This window comes from uncultured Dechloromonas sp. (assembly GCF_945957265.1).
In the GTDB taxonomy this organism is placed as follows: domain Bacteria; phylum Pseudomonadota; class Gammaproteobacteria; order Burkholderiales; family Rhodocyclaceae; genus Azonexus.
This window is the reverse complement of the sequence record NZ_CAMFKO010000010.1, coordinates 57,462-79,318: the sequence shown is the minus strand read 5'-3', so window position 1 is coordinate 79,318 and position 21,857 is coordinate 57,462. Positions and strand designations below refer to the sequence as shown.

General features: G+C 68.9%; 21 protein-coding genes. 20 read left to right on the top strand and 1 reads right to left on the bottom strand.

The genetic code is table 11. The features are described from left to right. The first annotated feature begins 17 nt into the window (after positions 1-17). The 10 genes from Q0P59_RS07560 to dsbD all read left to right on the top strand — a co-directional run bounded on the left by Q0P59_RS07560 (position 18) and on the right by dsbD (position 12,143). Positions 18-2,723, top strand: a complete 2,706-nt coding sequence (locus Q0P59_RS07560) for an HAD-IC family P-type ATPase (protein WP_295005208.1) — start codon at positions 18-20, stop codon at positions 2,721-2,723. Between the two features lie 114 nt (positions 2,724-2,837). After that, complete coding sequence (locus Q0P59_RS07555; RefSeq protein ID WP_295005206.1) at positions 2,838-3,947, top strand: ABC transporter substrate-binding protein; 1,110 nt, start codon at positions 2,838-2,840, stop codon at positions 3,945-3,947. After that, a complete protein-coding gene (locus Q0P59_RS07550) occupies positions 3,947-6,262 on the top strand; it encodes a hybrid sensor histidine kinase/response regulator (protein ID WP_295005204.1) in 2,316 nt (771 codons plus the stop codon). Before Q0P59_RS07555 ends, Q0P59_RS07550 begins: the two co-directional genes overlap by 1 nt. A 54-nt stretch (positions 6,263-6,316) precedes the next feature. After that, positions 6,317-6,625 carry an NAD(P)H-dependent oxidoreductase subunit E gene (locus tag Q0P59_RS07545; protein ID WP_295005202.1) on the top strand — a complete coding sequence of 103 codons (309 nt, stop codon included), beginning with the start codon at positions 6,317-6,319 and terminating at the stop codon, positions 6,623-6,625. Between the two features lie 4 nt (positions 6,626-6,629). Beyond that, on the top strand, positions 6,630-7,268 hold the full coding sequence (locus tag Q0P59_RS07540; protein ID WP_295005200.1) for an alpha/beta fold hydrolase: 639 nt from the start codon (positions 6,630-6,632) through the stop codon (positions 7,266-7,268). Beyond that, complete coding sequence (locus Q0P59_RS07535; protein WP_295005198.1) at positions 7,256-8,173, top strand: ATP-binding cassette domain-containing protein; 918 nt, start codon at positions 7,256-7,258, stop codon at positions 8,171-8,173. Before Q0P59_RS07540 ends, Q0P59_RS07535 begins: the two co-directional genes overlap by 13 nt. Positions 8,174-8,270: 97 nt before the next feature. Beyond that, positions 8,271-9,161: an HDOD domain-containing protein gene (locus Q0P59_RS07530; RefSeq protein WP_295005196.1), complete on the top strand. Its 891-nt coding sequence runs from the start codon at positions 8,271-8,273 to the stop codon at positions 9,159-9,161. A 103-nt stretch (positions 9,162-9,264) separates the two neighbouring features. Then, on the top strand, positions 9,265-10,050 hold the full coding sequence (locus Q0P59_RS07525; protein WP_295005194.1) for an ABC transporter permease: 786 nt from the start codon (positions 9,265-9,267) through the stop codon (positions 10,048-10,050). A gap of 12 nt (positions 10,051-10,062) precedes the next feature. After that, a complete protein-coding gene (gene cutA / locus Q0P59_RS07520; RefSeq protein ID WP_295005192.1) occupies positions 10,063-10,380 on the top strand; it encodes a divalent-cation tolerance protein CutA in 318 nt (105 codons plus the stop codon). Next, the gene (gene dsbD / locus Q0P59_RS07515; protein WP_295005190.1) at positions 10,377-12,143 is read left to right on the top strand and encodes a protein-disulfide reductase DsbD; all 1,767 of its coding nucleotides are present in this window, start codon (positions 10,377-10,379) and stop codon (positions 12,141-12,143) included. Before cutA ends, dsbD begins: the two co-directional genes overlap by 4 nt. A gap of 160 nt (positions 12,144-12,303) precedes the next feature. Here the strand turns inward: dsbD and Q0P59_RS07510 are convergent, their stop codons facing one another. Further along, entirely contained in the window at positions 12,304-12,978 is a 675-nt protein-coding gene (locus tag Q0P59_RS07510) for a phosphatase PAP2 family protein (RefSeq protein ID WP_295005188.1), read from the bottom strand. 144 nt (positions 12,979-13,122) lie between these two features. On the opposite strand from Q0P59_RS07510, the gene Q0P59_RS07505 reads away from it, so the two are divergent. The 10 genes from Q0P59_RS07505 to Q0P59_RS07460 all read left to right on the top strand — a co-directional run bounded on the left by Q0P59_RS07505 (position 13,123) and on the right by Q0P59_RS07460 (position 21,856). Beyond that, entirely contained in the window at positions 13,123-13,362 is a 240-nt protein-coding gene (locus Q0P59_RS07505) for an acyl carrier protein (protein ID WP_295005186.1), read from the top strand. Between the two features lie 3 nt (positions 13,363-13,365). Continuing rightward, positions 13,366-14,616 (top strand): beta-ketoacyl-[acyl-carrier-protein] synthase family protein, encoded by a 1,251-nt coding sequence (locus Q0P59_RS07500; protein WP_295005184.1) that lies wholly within the window; start codon positions 13,366-13,368, stop codon positions 14,614-14,616. A gap of 18 nt (positions 14,617-14,634) precedes the next feature. After that, positions 14,635-14,919 carry a phosphopantetheine-binding protein gene (locus tag Q0P59_RS07495; protein ID WP_295005182.1) on the top strand — a complete coding sequence of 95 codons (285 nt, stop codon included), beginning with the start codon at positions 14,635-14,637 and terminating at the stop codon, positions 14,917-14,919. A 117-nt stretch (positions 14,920-15,036) separates the two neighbouring features. Further along, positions 15,037-15,711 (top strand): hypothetical protein, encoded by a 675-nt coding sequence (locus Q0P59_RS07490; protein ID WP_295005180.1) that lies wholly within the window; start codon positions 15,037-15,039, stop codon positions 15,709-15,711. Next, positions 15,708-17,063: an AMP-binding protein gene (locus Q0P59_RS07485; RefSeq protein ID WP_295005178.1), complete on the top strand. Its 1,356-nt coding sequence runs from the start codon at positions 15,708-15,710 to the stop codon at positions 17,061-17,063. The genes Q0P59_RS07490 and Q0P59_RS07485 overlap by 4 nt, the downstream gene beginning before the upstream one ends. Continuing rightward, a complete protein-coding gene (locus Q0P59_RS07480) occupies positions 17,050-17,355 on the top strand; it encodes a hypothetical protein (RefSeq protein ID WP_295005176.1) in 306 nt (101 codons plus the stop codon). Before Q0P59_RS07485 ends, Q0P59_RS07480 begins: the two co-directional genes overlap by 14 nt. Beyond that, positions 17,352-18,263: an acyl-CoA synthetase gene (locus tag Q0P59_RS07475; RefSeq protein WP_295005174.1), complete on the top strand. Its 912-nt coding sequence runs from the start codon at positions 17,352-17,354 to the stop codon at positions 18,261-18,263. Before Q0P59_RS07480 ends, Q0P59_RS07475 begins: the two co-directional genes overlap by 4 nt. Further along, positions 18,260-18,838: a LolA-related protein gene (locus Q0P59_RS07470; protein WP_295005172.1), complete on the top strand. Its 579-nt coding sequence runs from the start codon at positions 18,260-18,262 to the stop codon at positions 18,836-18,838. The genes Q0P59_RS07475 and Q0P59_RS07470 overlap by 4 nt, the downstream gene beginning before the upstream one ends. Continuing rightward, entirely contained in the window at positions 18,835-21,189 is a 2,355-nt protein-coding gene (locus tag Q0P59_RS07465; protein WP_295005170.1) for an MMPL family transporter, read from the top strand. Before Q0P59_RS07470 ends, Q0P59_RS07465 begins: the two co-directional genes overlap by 4 nt. Positions 21,190-21,217: 28 nt before the next feature. Then, positions 21,218-21,856, top strand: a complete 639-nt coding sequence (locus Q0P59_RS07460; protein ID WP_295005168.1) for an alpha/beta fold hydrolase — start codon at positions 21,218-21,220, stop codon at positions 21,854-21,856. Position 21,857: the final 1 nt, after the last annotated feature.

Below are 21,857 nucleotides of genomic sequence, written 5' to 3'. Positions count from 1 at the left end.
TGCATAAAAGGACAGCGATGCTTGTTGATGACAACGACACGCGCCGGGACGGCAGTGCCTCCCGGGACACGGCGTGGCACGCCCGCTCGGCCGCTTCGGCGGCGCAGGAAATGGGCGTCGACGGCGCGCAGGGACTTTCCGAAGCGGAAGCGGCGGCGCGTCTCGCCCGCCACGGCCCCAACCGGCTGAGCGAACGCCCGGGCAAGCCGGCGTGGCGGCGCTTCGCCGCCCAGCTCGGACAGCCGCTGGTGCTGGTGCTGCTCGCGGCCGGCGCGATCACCGCCGCCCTGGGCGAAACGGTCGACGCCGGGGTGATTTTCGGCGTCGTCCTGGTCAACGCCCTGATCGGCTACTGGCAGGAAGCCAAGGCCGAGGGCGCGCTCGCCGCGCTGGCGCGCAGCGTGACGACGCCGGTCACCGTCCGGCGCGACGGCCATCGCCGGCAGCTCGATGCCGGCCAGCTGGTACCGGGCGACATCGTCATGCTGGCGGCCGGCGACCGGATTCCGGCCGACCTGCGCCTGCTGCTGCAGCACGAACTGCACACCGACGACTCGCTGCTGACCGGCGAGTCGCAGCCCGTCGGCAAGCATGCCCGGGCGCTGCCGGCCGATACCGTGCTGGCCGAGCGCGCCAACATGGCGTGGGCCGGGTCCACGGTGGTCATGGGGCAGGGCAGCGGGCTGGTCGTGGCGACCGGGGATGCCACCGAAACCGGGCGCATCGCCGGGCTGATCGCCGCCGCCCCCGAGCTGGTCACGCCGCTGACGCGCAAGATGGCGCGCTTTTCCAACTGGCTGCTGTGGGCCATCGCGGCGCTGGCCGGGCTGACCTTTGCCGTCGGGCTGGCCCGCGGCGAAACGGGCTTCGACATGTTCATGGCCGCCGTCGCGCTGGCCGTCGGCGCCATACCGGAAGGACTGCCGGCCGCCGTCACCGTCACCCTGGCCATCGGCGTCGCCCGCATGGCCAGGCGCCGGGCGATCATCCGCCACCTGCCGGCGGTCGAGACGCTGGGCAGCACGACGGTGATCTGCTCCGACAAGACCGGCACGCTGACCGAGAACGCGATGACCGTCCGCGTCCTGTGGTGCGCCGGCGAAGGCTATGCGCTGGGCGGCCAGGGCTACGCGCCGAGCGGCGACATCCGCCACGACGAAATGCCCGCCACCGTCGCCGGCGCCGTTCGCGAATGCCTGGTCGCCGGCGCCTTGTGCAACGACGCCTCGCTGCGCCAGGAGCACGGCCGCTGGCTGATCACCGGCGACCCGACCGAGGCCGCGCTGCTCGTCGCGGCACGCAAGGGCGGCGAGGACGAGCACGCCTTGCGCGCCCGCCATCCCCGCCGCAACGAACTGCCCTTCGACGCCGGCCGGCAATACATGGCCACCGCCCATGGCGACGACGCGGCCTGCGTCCTCTACGTCAAGGGCGCGCTCGAGAAACTGCTGCCGCAATGCGTCGACCGGCTGGCCGCCGACGGCACCGGCCGCCAGCCGCTCGACGCGCCGGCCGTCGAACGCGCCGCCCAGGCCTACGCCGAGCAGGGCATGCGCCTGCTGCTCATCGCCCGCCGCACGCTGGCCACGGCCGACCAGTTGAGCGATGCGTCCATCGCCGGGCTGACCCTGATCGGCCTGGCCGGCATGATCGACCCGCCGCGCAAGGCCGTCGTCGGCGCCATCCGCAACTGCCATTCGGCCGGCATCCGGGTCAAGATGATCACCGGCGACCACGCCGTCACCGCCCTCGCCATCGCCCGCCAGATCGGCATCGACGCCGGCCGGGCGCTGACCGGCCGCGAACTGGCGGCGCTCGACGATGGGCAGCTGGCCGAGGCGGCCCTGGGCACCGACGTCTTCGCCCGCGTCGAGCCGGAACAGAAGCTGCGCCTGGTGCGCGCCCTGCAAGGCCGGGGCGAGGTCGTCGCCATGACCGGCGACGGCGTCAACGACGGTCCCGCCCTGAAGCAGGCCGACATCGGCGTCGCCATGGGCCTGGCCGGCACCGAGGTGGCCAAGGAAGCCGCCGCCATGGTGCTCACCGACGACAATTTCGCCAGCATCGAAGCCGCCGTGGAAGAGGGCAGGGGGGTCTGGGACAACCTGGTCAAGTTCATCACCTGGACGCTGCCGACCAATTTCGGCGAAGGCCTGGTCATCGTCGTCGCCATCCTGTTCGGGGCGACGCTGCCGATCACCCCCTTGCAGATCCTGTGGATCAACATGACCACCGCCGTCCTGCTCGGCCTGCCGCTCGCTTTCGAGCCGATCGAGCGCGGCATCATGCATCGCCCGCCGCGGCGGCTCGACCAGCCGGTGCTCGACGCCGCCCTGATCCGGCGCATCGTGCTCGTGGCGCTGCTGTTGCTGGCCGGCTCCTTCGGCCTCTTCCTGCGCGAGCTGGGGCAGGGCCATAGCCTGGCCGAAGCGCGCACCGTCGCGGTCAATGTCTTCGTGATGGTCGAGGCCGCCTACCTGTTCAACTGCCGCTCGCTCAGCCAGGCTTTCTGGAAGCAGGGCCTGTTCTCCAACCCGTGGATCTGGGCCGGCATCGGCGCCATGCTCGCGCTGCAGATGGCCTTGACCTACCTGCCGTTCATGAATGCCCTGTTTCAGACCGCCCCGATCGGGAGCGAGGAATGGCTGAGCATCCTGGCGATCTCGGTTCTCAGCTCGCTGCTGATCGGCCTGGAAAAGGCGCTCGCGATGCGCCGGCCCTGATCACCGCCGGCGCGCCCGGAGACGGAAGCGCCCCGATGCCGATGCTTGGCTTAGAATGGCGTAAGCTAGTCGTAAACATAGAAAAACAATAACCAGCAAAGCGGAGGAGATGCCTTGGGAAAACCATCCTTGCTCGCGGGGGCGCTCGCCCTGGCCTGGGCGCTGGCCGCCTGCGCCCCGCCCGAACCCATACGCATCGGCCTGCTGGCCGGCCTCTCCGACCGCGGCTCCGACTTCGGCGAGAGCGTCCGCAACGGCGTGATCCTGGCCATTGAGCAACAGAACGAGGCGGGCGGCATCAACGGCCGCAAGATCGAGCTGATCGTCCGCGACGACGGGCAGGACAAGGCCAAGGCCGAGCTCGCCGCCCAGGAGCTGATCGCCCTGCGCCCCGACATCATCATCGGCCCGGTCACCAGTTCGATGGCCACCGTCGTGCTGCCGCTGATGGACAAGGCCGGCCAGGTGATGATCAGCCCGACCGTCGCATCGACCAATTTCTACGGCAAGGACGACAACTTCTTCCGCGTCAATTGCACCACGCGCGAAGCCGCCATCCAGCATGCCCGGGTCGTTTACGAGCGCGGCGCGCGCCGGGCCGGGCTCGCTTTCGATGCCTCCAACCTGCCGTTCAGCGGTACCTGGATCGAGGCCTTCTCGGCCGAGTTCGAAAAACTGGGCGGCAGCACCAGCGCGACCGCCGGTTTCGAGTCGGCCGGCGGCACCCGCTTTTCCGATGTCGTTGCCCACCTGCTCGAATCGAAACCCGATGCGCTGGTGCTGGTCGCCAGCACCCTCGACACCTCGCGGCTCGCCCAGCAGGCGCGCCGGCAGGCCCCCGGCCTGCCGCTCAGCTCGTCCGAATGGGCGGCCTCGGCCGAAGCGCTGGTCGAGATGGGCGGCAGCGCCGTGGATGGCCTGCTGATGACGCACGCCTACAACCGCAGCGACGACAGCGCGGCCTACCTGAACTTCCGTAACGCCTTCAAGACACGCTTCCAGCGCGAGTTCGGTTCGTTCTCCCTGCTCGCCTACGACACGGCCAACATCGTGTTCGCCGCCATGAAGAAGCGGGAGGCCGGCGAAGGCATGAAGCCGGCCCTGCTCAAGTACGGCCCCTACCAGGGCGTGCAGCAGGAAATCCGCTTCGATGCCTATGGCGACGCGACGCGCAAGGTCTATTTCACCGAGATTCGCGGCGATGCGCCGGTACAGGTCAAGTGATGCCAACCCGACAGCGTGAATGGCCCCTGCATGCCTACCTCGGCGTGCTGCTGGCCGTCACGTCGACGCTGACCTTCCTGATCGTCGGCTCCATCTTTCTGCTGATCCGCATTCCGCAACTGGAGTCCGAGATTCGCACCCGCGCCGAAAGCGATGCCCGCGAACTGGCCTTCCGCATCGAGATGCAGATGCTGGCGCAGCAGGAACAGCTGGCCCTGGTCGCCACGGCGCTGCTCAACAGCGAAGCGCCGGCCACCCTGATCAGCCAGGCGGTGGTCGGCGGCAAGGTGTTCCGGGCGCTGTACCTTCTGTCGCCGGAGGGCGACGTGATCAACGCCGGACTGACCCCCGAATATCGCCACCTGGAGCGCGAAGTGCTCGGCAGCGACCTGTCGGCGACGCCGCTCTTCCGCGAAGCCAGCCAGCGGGGCGCGCCGGTGTGGAGCGACAAGTACCTCTCGTCGCTCAGCGGCGTCGTCACCGTCGGCCTCGCCGTGCCGGCCAGCGGCGGCCGCGTGCTGCTCGCCGAGATACCGCTCGACTACCTGCTCAACATCCTCGACCGCAACCCGGTCGACAAGCAGCGGGCCATCTGGGTCATCGACCAGCGGGGCGAACTGCTGGCCGACACCGAATCGACCAAGCTGCTCGGCGGCCTCAACCTCTACAACTCGCCTATCCTCAACGCCGTGCTCAAGGGCACGGAACTGCCCACCCAGTTCAGCTTCGCCGGCCGCCAGTACTACGTCGGCGGCGCCCGCTCGCAGGCGCTCGGCTGGTCGTTCATCGCCCGCCTGCCGGCCGGTTTCGCCAACCCGGAAATCCGCATGACGGTGCTGATCGTGGTCGGCGGCTTCGTGGCCTCGCTGGCCATCGGCGCGCTGCTTTCGCTCTACGCGGCCCGGCGCCTGATGCGGCCGCTGTCCGGCATCGTCCGCCGGGCGCACCAGCTCGCCCTCGGGCAAACGGCCAACCAGTGGCCGCGCGGACGGATCGTGGAATTCAACCGCCTGTCTTCCGACATCGGCCACATGGCCGGCGCCATCCTGGCCCGCGAGCAGGAGCTGCGCGACCTCAACACCCAGCTCGAGGCGCGCGTCGACGAACGGACCGTCGCCCTTTCCCTGGCCAAGGAGGCCGCCGAGCAGGCCAATCTCGCCAAGAGCATCTTCCTGGCCAACATGAGCCACGAAATCCGCACCCCGCTCAATGCCATCAACGGCATGGCGCTGCTGATCCGCCGCGGCGGCCTGGCGCCGGAGCAGAGCAGCCGCCTCGGCAAGCTGGAGGCCGCCAGCCAGCATCTGCTCGAAGTCATCAACATGGTGCTCGATCTCTCCAAGATCGAGGCCGGGAAGCTGGTACTGGAGGAAGCGCCGTTCGAACCGGCGACGCTGTTCGAGAACGTCCGCTCCATGCTGCACGAGCGCGTGCTCGAAAAACGCCTGCACCTGATCTGCGAATTGCCTGCCGATCTGCCGGCGCGCCTGATCGGCGACCAGACGCGCCTCCAGCAATGCCTGCTCAACTACGCGTCGAATGCGGTGAAATTCACCGAGCGGGGCACCGTCGCATTGCGCATGCGCGTTCAGGCCGACGAGACGGAACACGTGATCCTGCGCTTCGAGGTCGAGGATAGCGGCATCGGCATCGCGCCCGAAGCCCAGGCGCGCCTGTTCAACGCCTTCGAGCAGGCCGACGGGTCGACCACCCGGAAATACGGCGGCACCGGCCTGGGGCTCGCCATCACCGCGCACATCGCCACGGCCATGGGCGGCGAGGTCGGGGTGTACAGCGAGCCGGGGCAGGGAAGCCGCTTCTGGTTCACCGCCCGCCTGGGGAAATCGGCGGATGTCCCGATGCCCGAGCCGGAGCATCCCGACGATTGCGAAGCCACGCTGCACCGGATGTATGCCGGGATTCCCGTCCTGCTGGTGGAGGACGAGCCGGTGAACCGCGAGGTGGCGCAGATCCTCCTCGAAGATATCGGTTTCCATGTCGACACCGCCGAGAACGGCGTCGAGGCGGTCCGCATGGCCGGCCAGCGCCGCTACGACCTGATCCTGATGGACATGCAGATGCCGGAAATGGACGGCCTCGAAGCGACCCGCCATATCCGCGCGCTGCCCGGGGGAGGCGATCTGCTGATCATCGCCATGACCGCCAACGCCTTCGCCGACGACCGGGAGCGCTGCCTGGCGGCCGGCATGGATCACTTCGCCACCAAGCCCATCGATCCGGACAGCTTTCTCAAGCTCCTGCTGACCAGCCTGTCCCGGCCGCGCGCCCGAACGGCGGAGCAGGCAGGCGCATAAGCGCCCACGCCCCGACCCCTCGCCTATAATGCGGGTCTGCACAGGAGAACCCGCATGAGCCATTTCAAACACCACGTCTTTTTTTGCTGCAACCAGCGCGAGCCCGGCGAGACTTGCTGCAATGCCCTGGGCGCCAGCGAAATGCAGGCCTATGCCAAGGATCGCATCGCCCAGCTCAAGATGAAGGGCGAGGGCAAGGTCCGGATCAACAAGGCCGGCTGCCTCGACCGCTGCGACAACGGCCCGGTCATGGTGGTCTACCCGGAAGCCGTCTGGTACACCTATGTCGACAAGGAAGACGTCGAGGAAATCATCCAGGAACACCTGATCGGCGGCAAGGTCGTCGAACGCCTGAAGATCTGACGCCATGAGAGCACCCGAAGAAAAACTCCTGATCGACGGCCCGGCCGGCAAGATCGAGATCATCATGGAACGCCCGGACGCGCCGAAAGGCATCGCCCTGGTCGCCCACCCGCATCCGCTCGGCGGCGGCGCCAATACCAACAAGGTCGCCTACACCCTGGCGCGCACCTTCGTCAGCCTCGGCTATGCCGCCTTCCGTCCCAATTTCCGCGGCGTCGGCGACAGCGAGGGCGTGCACGACGAGGGCCGCGGCGAGACCGAAGACCTGCTCGCCGTGCTCGAGGAAGCCAAGCGCCGCTGCGGCGACCTGCCGGTGGTCCTCAGCGGCTTCTCCTTCGGCGCCTACTGCCAGAGCCGCGTCGCCAAGCGCCTCAAGGAAGCCGGCCACCCGGCCCAGCGCCTGGTGCTGGTCGGCACGGCGGCCGGCTACGTGGAAGACACCCGCCACTACGACACCGAGGCCGTGCCGCACGACACCATCGTCATCCACGGCTCCGACGACACGCTGGTACCGCCGGGCAACGTCTTCGCGTGGGCCTTGCCGCTCGACCTGCCGGTGGTCATGGTGCCCGGCGCCGACCACTTCTTCCACCGCCGCCTGCACGTCATCCGCGACATCATCACCCGGGCGTGGCGACACTAGACGTCCGCGACCTGCGCAAGGCCTACGGCGACCAGGAAGTGGTCGCCGGGTTGTCCTTCGCGGTCGCCGCCGGCACCTGTTTCGGCCTGCTCGGCCCGAACGGCGCCGGCAAGACGACCACGCTACGCCTCTGTCTCGGCCTGACCGCCCCGGCCAGCGGCGCCATCGCGCTCAACGGGCGCGCCATTCCCGCCGAGGCGCAGCAGGCCAGGGCGCGGGTCGGCGTCGTGCCGCAGTTCGACAACCTCGATCCCGACTTCACCTGCGCCGAGAACCTGCTCGTCTTCGGCCGCTATTTCGGCATGGCCGACGCCGACATCCGCGGCCGCATCCCGCAGCTGCTCGACTTCGCCGGCCTCGGCAGCAAGGCCGATGCCCGCATCGCGACGCTCTCCGGCGGCATGAAACGGCGGCTGACCCTGGCCCGGGCCCTGATCAACAACCCCGACGTCGTCTTTCTCGACGAACCGACTACCGGCCTCGACCCGCAGGCCCGGCACCTGATCTGGGACCGCCTGAAGCAGCTCAAGTCAGCCGGCAAGACGCTGATCCTGACCACCCATTTCATGGACGAGGCGGAGCGCCTGTGCGATTCGCTGATCGTCATCGATCACGGCCGAAAGATCGCCGAGGGCAGCCCGCGCGCGCTGATCGCCGAGCACATCGAGCCGCAGGTCGTCGAAGTCTTCGATGAAGCGCGCGGCCAGCTGCCGCCCTTCGTCGAGCGCCACCGCCTGCTCTGCGAGCGCGTCGAGACCAGCGGCGAAACCGCCTTCTTCTACTGCCGCGACCCGCGCCCCCTGCTCGCCGCGCTGGCCGAAGCCGAAGGCCTGCGCTACGTGCACCGCGCCTCCAACCTCGAGGACGTGTTCATCAAGCTGACCGGCCGCGAACTGCGCGACTGAGCGCCGCCCGCTCCCGCCCGGCAATCTGTCGCGCGCCCACGCCAATCTATGACATAAGGCATATAATCGGCGGCTCATGACCTTGACCGAGCCTCGCGTGGAAGACCTCCAGCACAATCCCGCCGACACCCGCACGGCTGCGGCCGATGCCGTCGAATCCCGGATGAAGATCGAACTCCGCGATATCGGCATCCCGCCGCGACCGGCCATTCTGGTCGCCATCGAAAAGGAAACGGCCAGGGACGACCCGGATTTCATCCATCTGGCCAAGCTCCTCAGCCAAGATGTCGCGCTGTCGGCCGGCGTGATCAAGATCGCCAATTCGCCGTTCTTCTCGTTCGGCAAGAAGGTGCCGACCGTGCAGGAAGCCCTGCTCGTGCTGGGGCTCAAGCAGGTCCTCCGGACCATCGCCGGGCTGTCGCTGCAGCAGGTCTTCAAGCACGTCCCGAACATGGACCGCTTCTGGGATGCCTCGGCGACGACGGCCGAAGTCTCGGCCATGCTGGTCAGGCAGATCGGCAAGGGCATCGGCATCCGCCCGGAAGACGCGCACACCTTCGCGCTGTTCCGCGACTGCGGCATCCCGATGCTGATGATTCCCTTTCCCGAGTACCGCGATGTCCTGGTCCAGGCCAATCGGGAAGAAGCCCTGAGCTTCACCGCCATCGAAGAGCAAGCCATCGGCCTCAACCATGCCGTGCTCGGCGCCCAGCTGGCGGAAGACTGGCTGCTCCCGGAGGAAACCTGCCAGGCCATCCGCCATCACCACGACCGCGCCGCGCTCGAAGGTGGAGCGGAGCTCACCGGGCGCAGCCGGCGCCTGATCGCCGTGGCGCAACTGGCCGAGTACCTGATCCAGCAGAAAACCGCCCAGTCGCAGACCTGCGAATGGCAAAAACTGGGCGACGCCAGCCTGGCCTGCCTCGAGCTGACCCCCGAACAGCTGCCCGAGCTGGCCCAATCCTGCCTGCCCGAAAGCACCGGCTGAACGGCCCCGCCGTGCGCCGTCACAAAGCATTACGGTCGGCGCGGCGCGGCACCCCTAGAATGGCGGCTTATCCTCGCCGCCCCCTTGCCGAACCGCCTACCCGATGCATGCCACCTCGCCCGCCCATCGCCCGAGCCTGACCGGCTTCCTGCCGGTGTGGCGACGCAACTTCCTGGTCTGGCGCAAGCTGGCGCTGCCGTCCATCCTGGGCAACCTGGCCGATCCGCTGATCTACATGCTCGGCCTCGGCTACGGCCTGGGCGCCATGCTGCCCAGCGTCGACGGCCAGCCCTACGTCGCCTTCCTGGCCGCCGGCACGGTCTGCGCATCGACCATGAACGCCGCCACCTTCGAAGCCCTGTATTCGGCCTTTTCGCGCATGCACGTGCAGAAGACCTGGGACGCCATCCTCAACACGCCGCTCGGGCTGGCCGACGTGGTCGCCGGCGAACTGTTCTGGGCGGCGACCAAGTCGCTGTTCTCCGGCGCCGCCATCCTCGTCGTCATCACCGCCATGGGCCTCACCAACGGGCCGCTGATGCTGTGGGCGCTCCCGGCCATCGTGCTGACCGGGCTGGCCTTTGCCGCGCTGGGCCTGATCTGGAACGCGCTGGCGCCGAGCTACGATTTCTTCATGTACTACTTCACGCTGTTCATCACCCCGATGACGCTGATTTCCGGCGTCTTCTTCCCGACCGACCAGCTCCCCGCGTGGCTGGCCGCCATCGGCGGCTGGCTGCCGCTGGCCCAGGGCGTGGCGCTGGTGCGCCCGCTGCTCGCCGGCCAGGTGCCGGCCGACGCCCTGATCCACATCATGGCGCTGCTCGCCACCGCCGGCGTAGCCTTCGCCATCGCCCTCCACCTGACCCGCCGCCGGCTGCTCAAGTAGAATCGTCCGCCCATGGAAACCCTGATCGTCATCACCAACTGCCCCGACGAGGAAACCGCCAACGCCATCGCGCTGGCCGTCGTCGAGGAACGGCTCGCCGCCTGCGTGAACATCCTGCCGCGCGTGCAATCCCTCTACCGCTGGCAGGGCAGCGTCGAGTCGGCGGCCGAAATCCCGCTGCTGATCAAGACGACCGCCGGCAACTACCCGGCGCTCGAAGCCCGGATCACCGCCCTGCACCCCTACGAGGTGCCGGAAATCGTCGCCCTGCCGCTCGCCCGCGGCCTGCCGGCCTATCTGAACTGGGTCGCCGCCGAGACACTCCAATGACCATGCGCGTTTTTCTCTTCCTGTTTGCCCTGCTCGTCCCGCTTGCCCACGCCGACGAGTTCCTCGATCCCGCCGTCGCCTTCAAGCCCTCGGTGCGCGCCATCGACGGAGAGACCCTCGAAGTCCGCTACGAGATCGCCAAGGGCTACTACCTCTATCGCGACAAGTTCCGCATCGCCATCGACGGCGACGCCGCCCGGCCGGGCACGACAACCTACCCCAAGGGCAAGGAAAAGGAAGACGACACCTTCGGCAAGGTCGAGGTCTATTACAAGTCGGTCGCCATCCGCGTGCCGGTCGAAAGGGCAGCCTCGGGCGTGCTGACGCTCGACCTCAAGGTCACCGCGCAGGGCTGCGCCGACGCCGGCGTCTGCTACCCGCCGCAAACCCAGCCGCTCAGCGTCACACTGCCCGACCCGGCCAGCACGCCGAGCGCGGCCGCGCTCGGCGAAGCGGGCGAGGGCGACGAGAGCGGCCTGATCGCCGCGACGCTGAAGAACGCCGGCTTCTGGGCCATTCTCGCCTTCTTCTTCGTCGCCGGCCTCGGCCTGTCGCTGACCCCCTGCGTCTTCCCGATGATTCCCATCCTCTCCGGCATCATCGCCGGGCAGGGCCACAAGGCGTCGCACGCCCGCGGCTTCGCCCTGGCCCTGGCCTATGTGCTGGGCATGGCGGTCACCTACGCCGCCGCCGGCATCGCCGCCGGCCTCACCGGCACGCTGATCTCCAGCGCCCTGCAGAACGCCTGGGTGCTCGGCGGCTTCGCGCTGGTCTTCGTGGTGCTCTCCTTCTCGATGTTCGGCTTCTACGAACTGCAGCTGCCGACCGCGCTGCAGAGCAAGCTGTCGGAAGAATCCGGCCACCTGCAGGGCGGGCGCGGCATCGGCGTCTTCCTGATGGGCGCGCTGTCGGCGCTGATTGTCGGCCCCTGCGTCGCCGCGCCGCTGGCCGGCGCGCTGCTCTACATCGGCCAGACCGGCGACGCGGTGCTCGGCGGCACGGCGCTGTTCGTCATGGCGCTGGGCATGGGTGCGCCGCTGCTTGCCGTCGGCCTGGCCGGCGGTTCGCTGCTGCCGAGGACCGGGCCGTGGATGGAAGGTGTCAAGAAAGCCTTCGGCGTGCTGCTGCTGGCCACCGCGGTGTGGCTGGTGTCGCCGGTCGTGCCGCCGGTCGCCGCCATGCTGGCCTGGGCGCTGCTGCTCATCGTGCCGGCCATCTACCTCCACGCCCTCGACCCGCTGCCGCCGCACGCCAAGGGCTGGCAACGCTTCTGGAAAGGCATCGGCATCGTCATGCTGCTCACCGGCGCCGCCCTGCTGCTCGGCGCCCTGGCCGGCAGCCGCGACCCGCTGCAGCCGCTGGCCGGCCTGCGCGGCACGGCGGTTGCCGCCGACGTCAAACACCTGCCGTTCACGCGCGTCGCCTCGGTAGCCGAGCTGGAAGCGAAGATCGCCGCCGCCGGCAAGCCGGTGATGCTCGATTTCTATGCCGACTGGTGCGTGTCGTGCAAGGAAATGGAGAAATTCACCTTTTCCGACCCGACAGTCCAGGCCAGGCTGGCGGCCTACACCCTGTTGCAGGCCGACGTGACCGCCAATTCGGCCGACGACAAGGCGCTACTGGCCCGTTTCGGCCTGTTCGGCCCGCCCGGCATCATCTTTTTCGATGCCAAGGGCCAGGAAAACAAGGCCGTTCGCGTCGTCGGCTTCCAGAATGCCGAGCAATTCGTGAAATCGCTGCAGAAAACCGGCACGGCGGGCTAGCAGTCAGTCACGCAGGTTCGCGTCGATGCCGAGGCACGCATCCGCGCCCCGGTCGCGCGAAGCGAACCGCAGCCATGGCCGTAGCCATGGCGAGGATGAGCGACAAAGCGAGCGGGGATGCGGGGCGTGCCGAACATAGCGGAATCTGCGTGACTGGCTGCTAGATTCGCTGCTCCGGCGCCATGCGCAAGGCATGGCGCAGGCCCCACAGGCCAAAAAGCACCCCGACGGCGGCCCCGGCCAGCACGTCGAGCACCACATGCTGGCGGGTGGCGACGGTCGACCACAGGATGGCCAGGCAATGCAGCCAGCTCAACCAGCGCACGACGGACGGCGCGCCGACGCCTGCGAATATCCGCCCCAGCCAGACCGCGGCGAACACCGCCGAAGCGACATGCAGCGACGGGCAGGCATTGCCGCCGGTATCGACATCCTTGATCACCGCCATTTCCGGATACAGCGTCCAGTCGATGCCGGCCGGCGGCACGCCGCTCGGCAACAGCCAGAAGATGCCCAGGCAGAGCAGGCACATCAGCGCCATCCACCAGCCGAACAGCAGCATGGCGCGGATGTCCTTCATGAAGGCGACGGGCAGCGAGGCATAGACCCACAGCGAGGCATAGAACGGAAAGGCCAGCGAGGTGACCGGTATCGCCGTGTCGAGCCAGGTCAGCGGCATCACCGTGACCGGATTCAGCGGGTTGCGCAGGACGGCGAAATAGGCCCAGAAGAAGGCCATCATGAATGCAGCCGTACCCAGCGCCTTGAGCGGCCACAGGGTGATCATCCGGGCGGCGATCTGGCGATACCAGGGCGATTCGCGAAACAGGTGCATCGGTGGCTCGGCGGCGGTCGGAAAGGAGAAAGGGCGGCGGTATGGTAGCAAATCGGCCCCCGAAGCGCCGGCGCCATCGGAAAAACCCGAGGCCTCCGGGCAAGTCTTTGGAAAACATGGGCTTTCAGCTAAAATCGCGAACCTATGGATTCCATTGGCCTGATTCGCGAATTTCTCAAAGACCGCCTTGGCGTCGAGCCCGACAGCGTCGTGCCGGAAGCGCCTTTGGCAGACCTCGGCGTCGACTCGCTGATGATGCTCGAGTTGATGTTCGAATTCGAGGATCGCTTCAACATCAAGCTCTCCAGCGACCTGAAGACTCCCCAGACCGTCGGCGAAATGGTCGCCTTGATGGACGGCTTGATCGCCTCCCAGAAAAACTGAGCGATGAGCCAGCGGCGGGTTGCGATCACTGGCCTCGGGCTGGTCAGTCCTTATGGCGGCGACCTGGCCGACTTCTTCGCCCGTCTGAGCGCCGGCGAATCGGCCATCCGCTACCTGCTGACCGACGATCTGCCGCGTCCGCTGTCCATTCCCTTCGTCAGCTGCCCGGGCTTCGATCCGGATGCCGTCCTCGGCAGGCCGCTGGCCGCGATGATGGACCGCTTCGCCCAGCTCGGCATGGCCGCCGCCTTCGGCGCCTGGGACGATGCCGGCCTGCCGCGCCAGGCCGACGGCGAATCGCGCGACACCTGGGGCGTTTCCTGGGGCACCGCGCTGGGCGGCACGCTGGCCTATGAAAAGGGCTACCGCGAACTGTGGCAGAAGGGCCGCGAGCGCCTGTCGCCACTCGCCGTCGTGCTCGGCATGAACAACGCCGCCAACGCCCACATCTCGATCCAGCTCGGGCTGGGCGCCATCAGCCAGAGCCACACCGTGGCCTGCGCCTCGTCGGCCATCGCCATCGGCGAGGCCTTCCGCCGCGTCCGTTCCGGCGAGGCGACGATCATGGTCACCGGCGGTTCCGACGTGCCGCAGGCCTACGGCGTCGCCCGCGCCTGGGAAGCCCTGCGCGTCATGGCTCCCGGCGACGCCGAGACCTCGCCGGCCGCCTGCCGGCCGTTCGCCGCCGACCGCCGCGGCCTGGTGCTGGGCGAGGGCGGCGCGGCGCTGGTGCTCGAGGACTGGGACCACGCGGTCGCCCGCGGTGCCCGCATCCACGGCGAAATGGTCGGCTACGGCACGAGTTGCGATCACAGCCACCTGGTCCGCCCGGAAATCGAAGGCCAGGTCCGCGCCCTCAACCTGACCCTGGCCGACGCCGGCCTGACGCCCGACGACATCGACTACATCAACGCCCACGGCACGGCCACGGCGGAAGGCGACCCGGTCGAGGTCGGCGCCCTGAAGGCGGTGTTCGGCGCCCGCGCCGCCAGCCTGCCGGTCAGCGCCACCAAGTCGATGCACGGCCACCTGCTCGGCGCCGCCGGCGCCATCGAAGCCATTGCCACGGTGCTCGCCCTGCGCGAGCAGGTCATCCCGCCGACGGCCAATCTCGACAACAATCTCGATCCGGCCTGCACCGGCGTCGATCACGTGACGACCGGCCGCCCCCAGGCGCTGCGCGCGGCGCTGTCCAACTCCTTCGCCTTTGGCGGCAGCAACGCGGTGCTGGCCTTCCGCGCCGTCACCCCCTGAACACTCGGAAGTCTCGCCATGTCTCAAGCCCCGTCCCCGGAATCCGTCGAAGCCCTGCTGCCGGAAATCGCCGCACTCATCGTCTCGGCTCTCAATCTCGACATCGACGCCGGTGAAATCGAGGCCGACGCGCCGCTGTTCGGCGACGGACTGGGCCTGGATTCGATCGACGTCCTCGAAATCGCGCTGGTCATTTCCAAGAAATACGCCATCCAGCTCAAGTCGGACAACGAGGACAACATCCGCATCTTCTCGTCGCTGCGCGCCCTGGGCACCTACATCGCCAGCCAGCGAAGCCAATGAACACCCGTGCTTTGGCCCCGTGGCTGCGTTGAAAATCCTCGCGACACGCCCGGTATCGCCGTGGTTTGCGCCTTGCCGCAAGGTCAGATGCGGCGACTTCATTAAGTGCCTCGCCGCATGAAACACCACGCTACCCCGGCCCAGCTGCTGCGCGGCCTGGCCATCGTCGCCTTGCTCGTCGCCTGGGCCGTGCTCGCCCATGTCGGCACCGCCGGCGAAGGATCGCCCGACATCTCGGTGCTGCTCGGCGTCTCGCCGATCATCGCGGCCGTCGGGCTGCTTCTCTGGCGCACCCGCCACCCGCTGCCCGCCGTCGGCGGCAACGTGCTGCTGTTCGGGGCCATCGCCTGGCTGTGGCCGACCCTGCGGGAGAATGTCCCGCTGGTCTTTTTCATCCAGCACGCCGGCGCCAATCTCGCCCTCGCCACGCTGTTCGGACGCAGCCTGCTCGGCGGCGGCGAAGCGCTGATCACCCAGCTCGACCGCGCGGTGCATCCCGGCCCGACATCCGAACGCAAAAGACGCTACACCCGCCAGGCGACCCTGGCCTGGACGCTGTTCTTCCTGTCCAACGCGCTGATCTCCGCCGTGCTCTGGCTGTTCGCCCCGCAAGCGACCTGGTCGGTCTTCGCCAACCTGCTGTCGATGCCCCTGCTGGCCGGCATGTTCGTCGCCGAGCACATCTGGCGGATGTTCGCGCTGCCGCCGGAGGAGCGCCCGAGCCTGGCCCAGGTCGTCCGCGCCTATCGCGTGCACAGCAAGCAAAACCAGTCGCCGGCCAAGCCCTCATGAACGCCGTTCCGCTACTCGCCCATGGCGATTCGGCTGCCGTGTTCGCGTGGCGCCCGGATGGCCCGGTAACGGTCGGCGCCTACCTGGCCGATGTCCGCGCCCTGGCCGCACGGCTGCCCGCCACCGGCTACCTGCTCAACCTGTGCCACGACCGCTACCGCTTTGCCGTCGGTTTCGCCGCCGGCCTGCTGCGCGGCATGACCAGCCTGCAGCCGTCCTCGCAGTCGCCGGAGACCTTCCGCCGCCTGCAGGACGACTATCCCGACCTGATCGCCCTGTGCGACAACCCGGCCGACGCCCCCGACCTGCCGCGCTTCGCCTTCCCCGGCCTCGACGATGCGGCGGAAACGCCGGCCGCCGGCGACATCCCGTTGATTCCGGCCGATCACCCGGCAGCCATCCTGTTCACCTCCGGCTCGACCGGCCTGCCCCAGGCGCAGGTTAAAACCTGGGGCAAGCTGGCCTTGAACGGCCGCGCCGAAGCCATCGCCCTGGGCCTCGACGCCAGGCCGCAGGTCCTGGTCGGCACCGTTCCGGTCCAGCACAGCTACGGCTTCGAATCGACCTTCCTGCTCGCCCTGCACGGCGGCTGCGCCTTCTGGTCCGGCAAGCCCTTCTATCCGCAGGACATCGCCGGCGCCCTGGCCGCCGTGCCGCAACCCCGCCTGCTGGTGACCACGCCCTTCCATCTGTCGGCGCTGCTCGCGTCGGGCATCGACCTGCCGGCCATCGACATCCTGCTCTCCGCCACCGCGCCGCTGTCGACGGCGCTGGCCGCCGAGGCCGAAGCGCGCACCGGGGCGCCGATGCTGGAAATCTACGGGTCCACCGAATCCGGCCAGCTGGCCAGCCGGCGCACCACCGACGGCGCGGCGTGGACCCTGCTGCCCGGCGTGCGCCTGGAGCAGACGGGCGACGAAACGACCGCCTGCGCCGGCCATGTCGAAGGACGCATCGCGCTGTCCGACGTCATCGAGCTGCTGCCCGACAACCGCTTCCTGCTCCATGGCCGCCACGCCGACCTGGTCAACATCGCCGGCAAACGCACCTCGCTGGCCTACCTCAACCACCAGCTCGGCGCCGTGCCCGGCGTCGTCGACGGCGCCTTCTTCCTGCCCGACGAGGAAGGCCCGGACGGCATCACCCGCCTCACCGCCTTCGTCGTCGCCCCCGGCCTGAGCGCCCGGCAGATCACCGTCGCGCTGCGCCAGCGGATCGAGGCCATCTTCCTGCCCCGACCGCTGCTGCTGGTCGACAAGCTGCCGCGCAACAGCACCGGCAAGCTGCCGCGCAGCGACCTGCAGGCGCTGTACGCCACAAAGGTGGAAGGGGCAGGGCATGGCCGAGGCTGAATTCCGCTGGACCGTGCCGGCCGACCACCCGGCCTTTCCCGGCCATTTCTCCGGCCGCCCGATCGTCCCCGGCGTCGTCCTGCTCGACCGCGCCCTCCTGTTCGCCGAGGAAATGCTCGGCCGCCCGGGCCTGGCCTGGCAGGTCGGCAACGCCAAGTTCTTCAGCCCGGTCGGCCCGGAGGAAGCGCTTACTTTCTCCTTGACTCAAAAAACCAGCGGGGCGATTGCCTTCACGGTGCGCGCCAGCACGCGCGAAGTCGCCGCCGGCAGCCTGACGCCCCCCGCGCCATGAGCCAGGACAAACCCGCCGAAGCCGCCTGGCTGCGCCAACAGGAACGCAGCAACCTGGCCATCCTGAAGCTGATGGTGTGGATCTCGCTGACCTTCGGCCGCGCCATCGGCCGCCTTGTGCTCTACGGCATCGCCGGCTATTTCGTGCTGTTCTCGCCCAAGGCCCGCCGCTTCAGCCGCAACTACCTGCACCAGGCGCTCGGGCGCTGGGCCGAATGGCCGGACGGTTTTCGCCACGTATTCAGCTTCGCCAGCACCATCCACGACCGCATCTACCTGCTCAACGACCGCTTCGACCTGTTCGACATCGAAGTGATCGGCGCCGAAGCGGTTACCGAGGCGGCCCGCAGCCATCCCGGCGCGCTGCTCATCGGCGCCCACCTCGGCAGTTTCGAAGTCCTGCGCGCCGTCGGCCGGGGCAGGGAAGGGCTGCCGGTGGCGATGCTGATGTACGAGGAAAACGCCCGCAAGCTCAACGCCACGCTGGAAGCCATCAACCCGGCCGCCAGCCGCGACGTCATTCCGCTCGGCCGCATGGACTCGATGCTGCAGGCCCGCGACAAGCTCGACGCCGGCTACGCGGTGGGCATGCTGGCCGACCGCAGCCTGAGCGACGACGCCACCGTCGATTGCGAATTCCTCGGCCGACCCGCCCCGTTCCCGCTCGGCCCCTGGCGCATGGCGGCGATGCTGCGCCGGCCGGTCTTCTTCATGACCGGGCTTTACCTGGGCGGCAACCGCTACCGGCTGCACTTCGAAGCGCTGGCCGATTTCACGCAGACGCCGCGCGAGGAGCGCGATGCCGCGATTCGCGCCGCCATGCAGCGCTACGCCGACCGTTTGACGCATTATTGCCGCTCGGCCCCGTACAACTGGTTCAACTTCTTCGATTTCTGGCAGAAAAAATGATCAAGCGCCTCCTTGCCGGCCTGCTTTGCGTGCTCGTCGCGCTGCCCGCCAGCGCCGCCTTCGATATCGCCCAACTGATGGGCGACCTGGCCAGGCACAAGGGCGGCCGTGCCAAGTTCGTCGAGAAGAAGTACCTCGCCATCCTCGACAAGCCAGTCGTGTCGACCGGCGAAATGACCTACACCGCGCCCGACCGCCTGGAAAAGCGCACGCTGACCCCGAAGGTGGAAACCCTGCTCCTCGACAAGGACATCCTGTCCATCGAGCGCGACAAGCAGAAACTGAGCATCAACCTGGCCAACCAGCCGGAGGCGCTGGCCTTCGTGGACAGCATCCGCGGCACGCTGTCCGGCAATCGCGCGGCGCTGGAGAAAAACTATGCCCTGCACCTGGCGGGAAACGCGGACAAGTGGGTGCTCACCCTGCTGCCCAGCGACCAGAAAATCGCCAGCATGGTCCAGCGCATCACCGTCACCGGCAACAAGAACCAGGTGCGCATCATCGAGTACCTGCAGGCCGACGGCGACCGCTCGGTGCTGAACATCGATCCGGTCGACCCCGGTAACGGCAAATGACCCGCCCGGCCGGTCGCGCGCTCGCCCTGTGGTTGCTGGCCATGCTGGCCGGGGCCGTCATTGTCTGGAACAGCCGTTTCTCGGCCGACATGTCCTTCTTCCTGCCGGCCAAACCGAGCGCCGAGCAGCAGGTGCTGGTCGACCAGCTGAAGGAAGGCGTCGTCTCGCGCCTGCTCATGGTCGCCATCGCCGGCGGCGATGCCGCCGGCCGGGCGGCGGCCTCCCGCGAGCTGCGCGCCCGCTTGGAAAAGCTGCCGGAATTCGTTTCGATCCAGAACGGCGAAACCGGCAGCATGAACGCCGAGCGCGACTTCCTGTTCGCCCACCGTTACCTGCTCAGCCCGGCCGTCACCCCCGAACGCTTCACGGTCGACGGCTTGCGCCAGGCCGTCGCCGACAGCATCGACCTGCTCGCCTCGCCGGCCGGCATGATGCTCAAGCCGCTGCTGCCGCGCGACCCGACCGGCGAACTGGTCGAGCTGATCGGCGGCCTCAACGCCGGCGCCCAGCCCAATGCCCGCGACGGCGTGTGGGCCTCGCGCGACGGCGAGCGCGCCATGCTGCTCATCCAGACCGCCGCCCTCGGCTCCGACACCGACGGCCAGGAGCGCGCCATCGGCCTGGTCCACGGCCAGTTCGCAGAGGCCGCGCCGGGCGGCAAACTCAGTCTGCAACTCTCCGGCCCCGGCCTGTTCGCGGTCAAGTCGCGGGCGACGATCAAGAGCGAAGTCAGCCAGCTGTCCACGCTCAGCACCGTCGCCATCGTCGCCGTGCTGTTCTTCGTCTACCGCTCGCTGCGCCTGATGACCCTCGGCCTGCTGCCGGTCGTCAGCGGCGCGCTAGCCGGCGTGGTGGCGGTCAGCCTGGCCTACGGCACGGTCTTCGGCATCACCGTCGGCTTCGGTTCGGCGCTGATCGGCGAAGCCGTCGATTACTCGATCTATTACTTCGTGCAGTCCGGCCGGCTCGGGGTCGATCACTGGCGCGCCCGTTTCTGGCCGACCATCCGCCTCGGCGTGCTGACCTCGGCCTGCGGTTTCGGCGCGCTGCTGTTCTCCGGCTTCCCCGGGCTCGCCCAGCTCGGCCTCTACTCGCTGAGTGGCGTCGTCGTCGCCGCGCTGGTCACCCGCTTCATCCTGCCGCCGCTGGCCGGCGCCAACCTCGACATGCGCGACCTGAGCCACATCGGCCCCCGCCTCAAGCGCGGCATCGCCGTGCTGCAGGGCCTGCGCTGGCCCATCCTGCTGCTGGCGCTGGCTGCCGCCGCCGTGCTCACCGTCAATCGCGACCACCTGTGGCACCCCAACCTCTCGGCGCTGAGCACGGTCAGCGCGGCCGACGGCGCGGCCGACCAGGCCTTGCGGGCCGACATCTCGGCGCCCGATGCCCGCTACATGGCGGTGATCACCGCGCCCGACCGCGAATCGGCGCTGCAGGCCGCCGAGCGGGCAGGGCAGAAGCTCGACCGGCTGATCGCCGATGGCGTCATCGGCGGCTACGACAGCCCGGCCCGCTTCCTGCCCAGCGCCGCGATGCAGGCCAGCCGCCGGGCCAGCCTGCCGCCCGCGGCCGAGCTGCAGGCACGGCTGCACACGGCGCTGGCCGACTCGTCGCTGGCCTCCAGCAAGCTCGGCGGCTTCGTCGACGATGTCGAAGCCACGCGTCGCCAGGGCCAGCTCAACCGCGACTCGCTGAACGGCACCGCCCTGGCGCTGGTCGTCGATTCGCTGCTGGTCCAGCGCCCGGCCGGCTGGAGCGTGCTGCTGCCGCTGCGCCCGCCGGTCGGCAAAACGGAAAGCGATGCCGGCGTCGATATCGCCATCGAACCGGTGCGCACCGCGCTGGCCGGGTCCGGCGCCCTGTTCGTCGACATGAAGAACGAGTTCGACACCCTGTACAACGACTACCTTCACGAAGCCACGCTGCTCTCGCTGGCCGGCTTCGTCGCCATCGTCGGTCTGCTCGCCGTCACGCTGCGTTCGCCGCGGCGCCTGGGCCGGCTGCTGCTGCCGCTGCTGCTGTCGGTCGTGCTGGTCATCGCCGGCCTGCACCTGGCGGGCCAGCAACTGCATCTGCTGCACCTGATCGGCATGCTGCTGATCGTCGCCGTCGGCTCCAACTACGCGCTGTTCTTCGACGATGCCAGCCAGGCCGCCCGGGGCTTCGAGGATTTCGACGATGCGACGCTGGTGTCGATGGCCGTCGCCAACCTGACCACCGCCATCGGCTTCGGCACGCTCGCCCTGTCCAAGGTGCCGGTGCTGCACGCCGTCGGCGTCACCGTCGGCCCGGGCGCGATCCTCGCGCTGCTGCTCTCGGCCTGCTTTGTCGGCCGAAAGGGCGGGGCATGAGCGCCGCCGTTTCACGTGGAACCATGGCATGAGCGGGCCGTTGCGCACCGTCGGCCGCCCATGCGGCGCCGATACGCTGCTCGTCCTGCTGCCCGGCGCCTACATGACGGCCGACGACTACGCCGCGCAGTTCTTCCCGGCCGTCGAACGGCGCGGCCTGCGGCTCGACCTGGCCGCCGTCGATCTCGGCCTTGATGCCGTCTCCGCCGGCGACGCCCTACCGGCCGTGCTCGACCAGGTTCTCCGCCCGGCGCGGCAGACCCACCGGCAGGTCTGGCTTGGCGGCATCTCGCTCGGCGGCCTGCTGGCGCTGGGCCTGACCACCGACCACCCCGAGGCCATCGACGGCCTGTGCCTGATCGCGCCCTATCCGGGCAGCCGGCTGACCACCAACGCCATCGCCCGCAGCGGCGGTCTCGATGCCTGGCACCCCAGCGCCGAGCAACTGGCCGACCCCGAATTCCGCGTCTATCGCTGGCTCAAGGCGCCGCCGGCATTGCCCGCCTTTGTCGGCTACGGCAGCGAAGACCGCTTCGCGCCGGGCATGCGGGCCATCGCCGAACGCTTCCCGCCCGCCGCCCGGCGTGCCGTTCCCGGCGGCCACGACTGGCCGGCCTGGTGCGATTTGTGGGAACATTTTCTCGACCGCGGCCTCATCCCCACCTGAC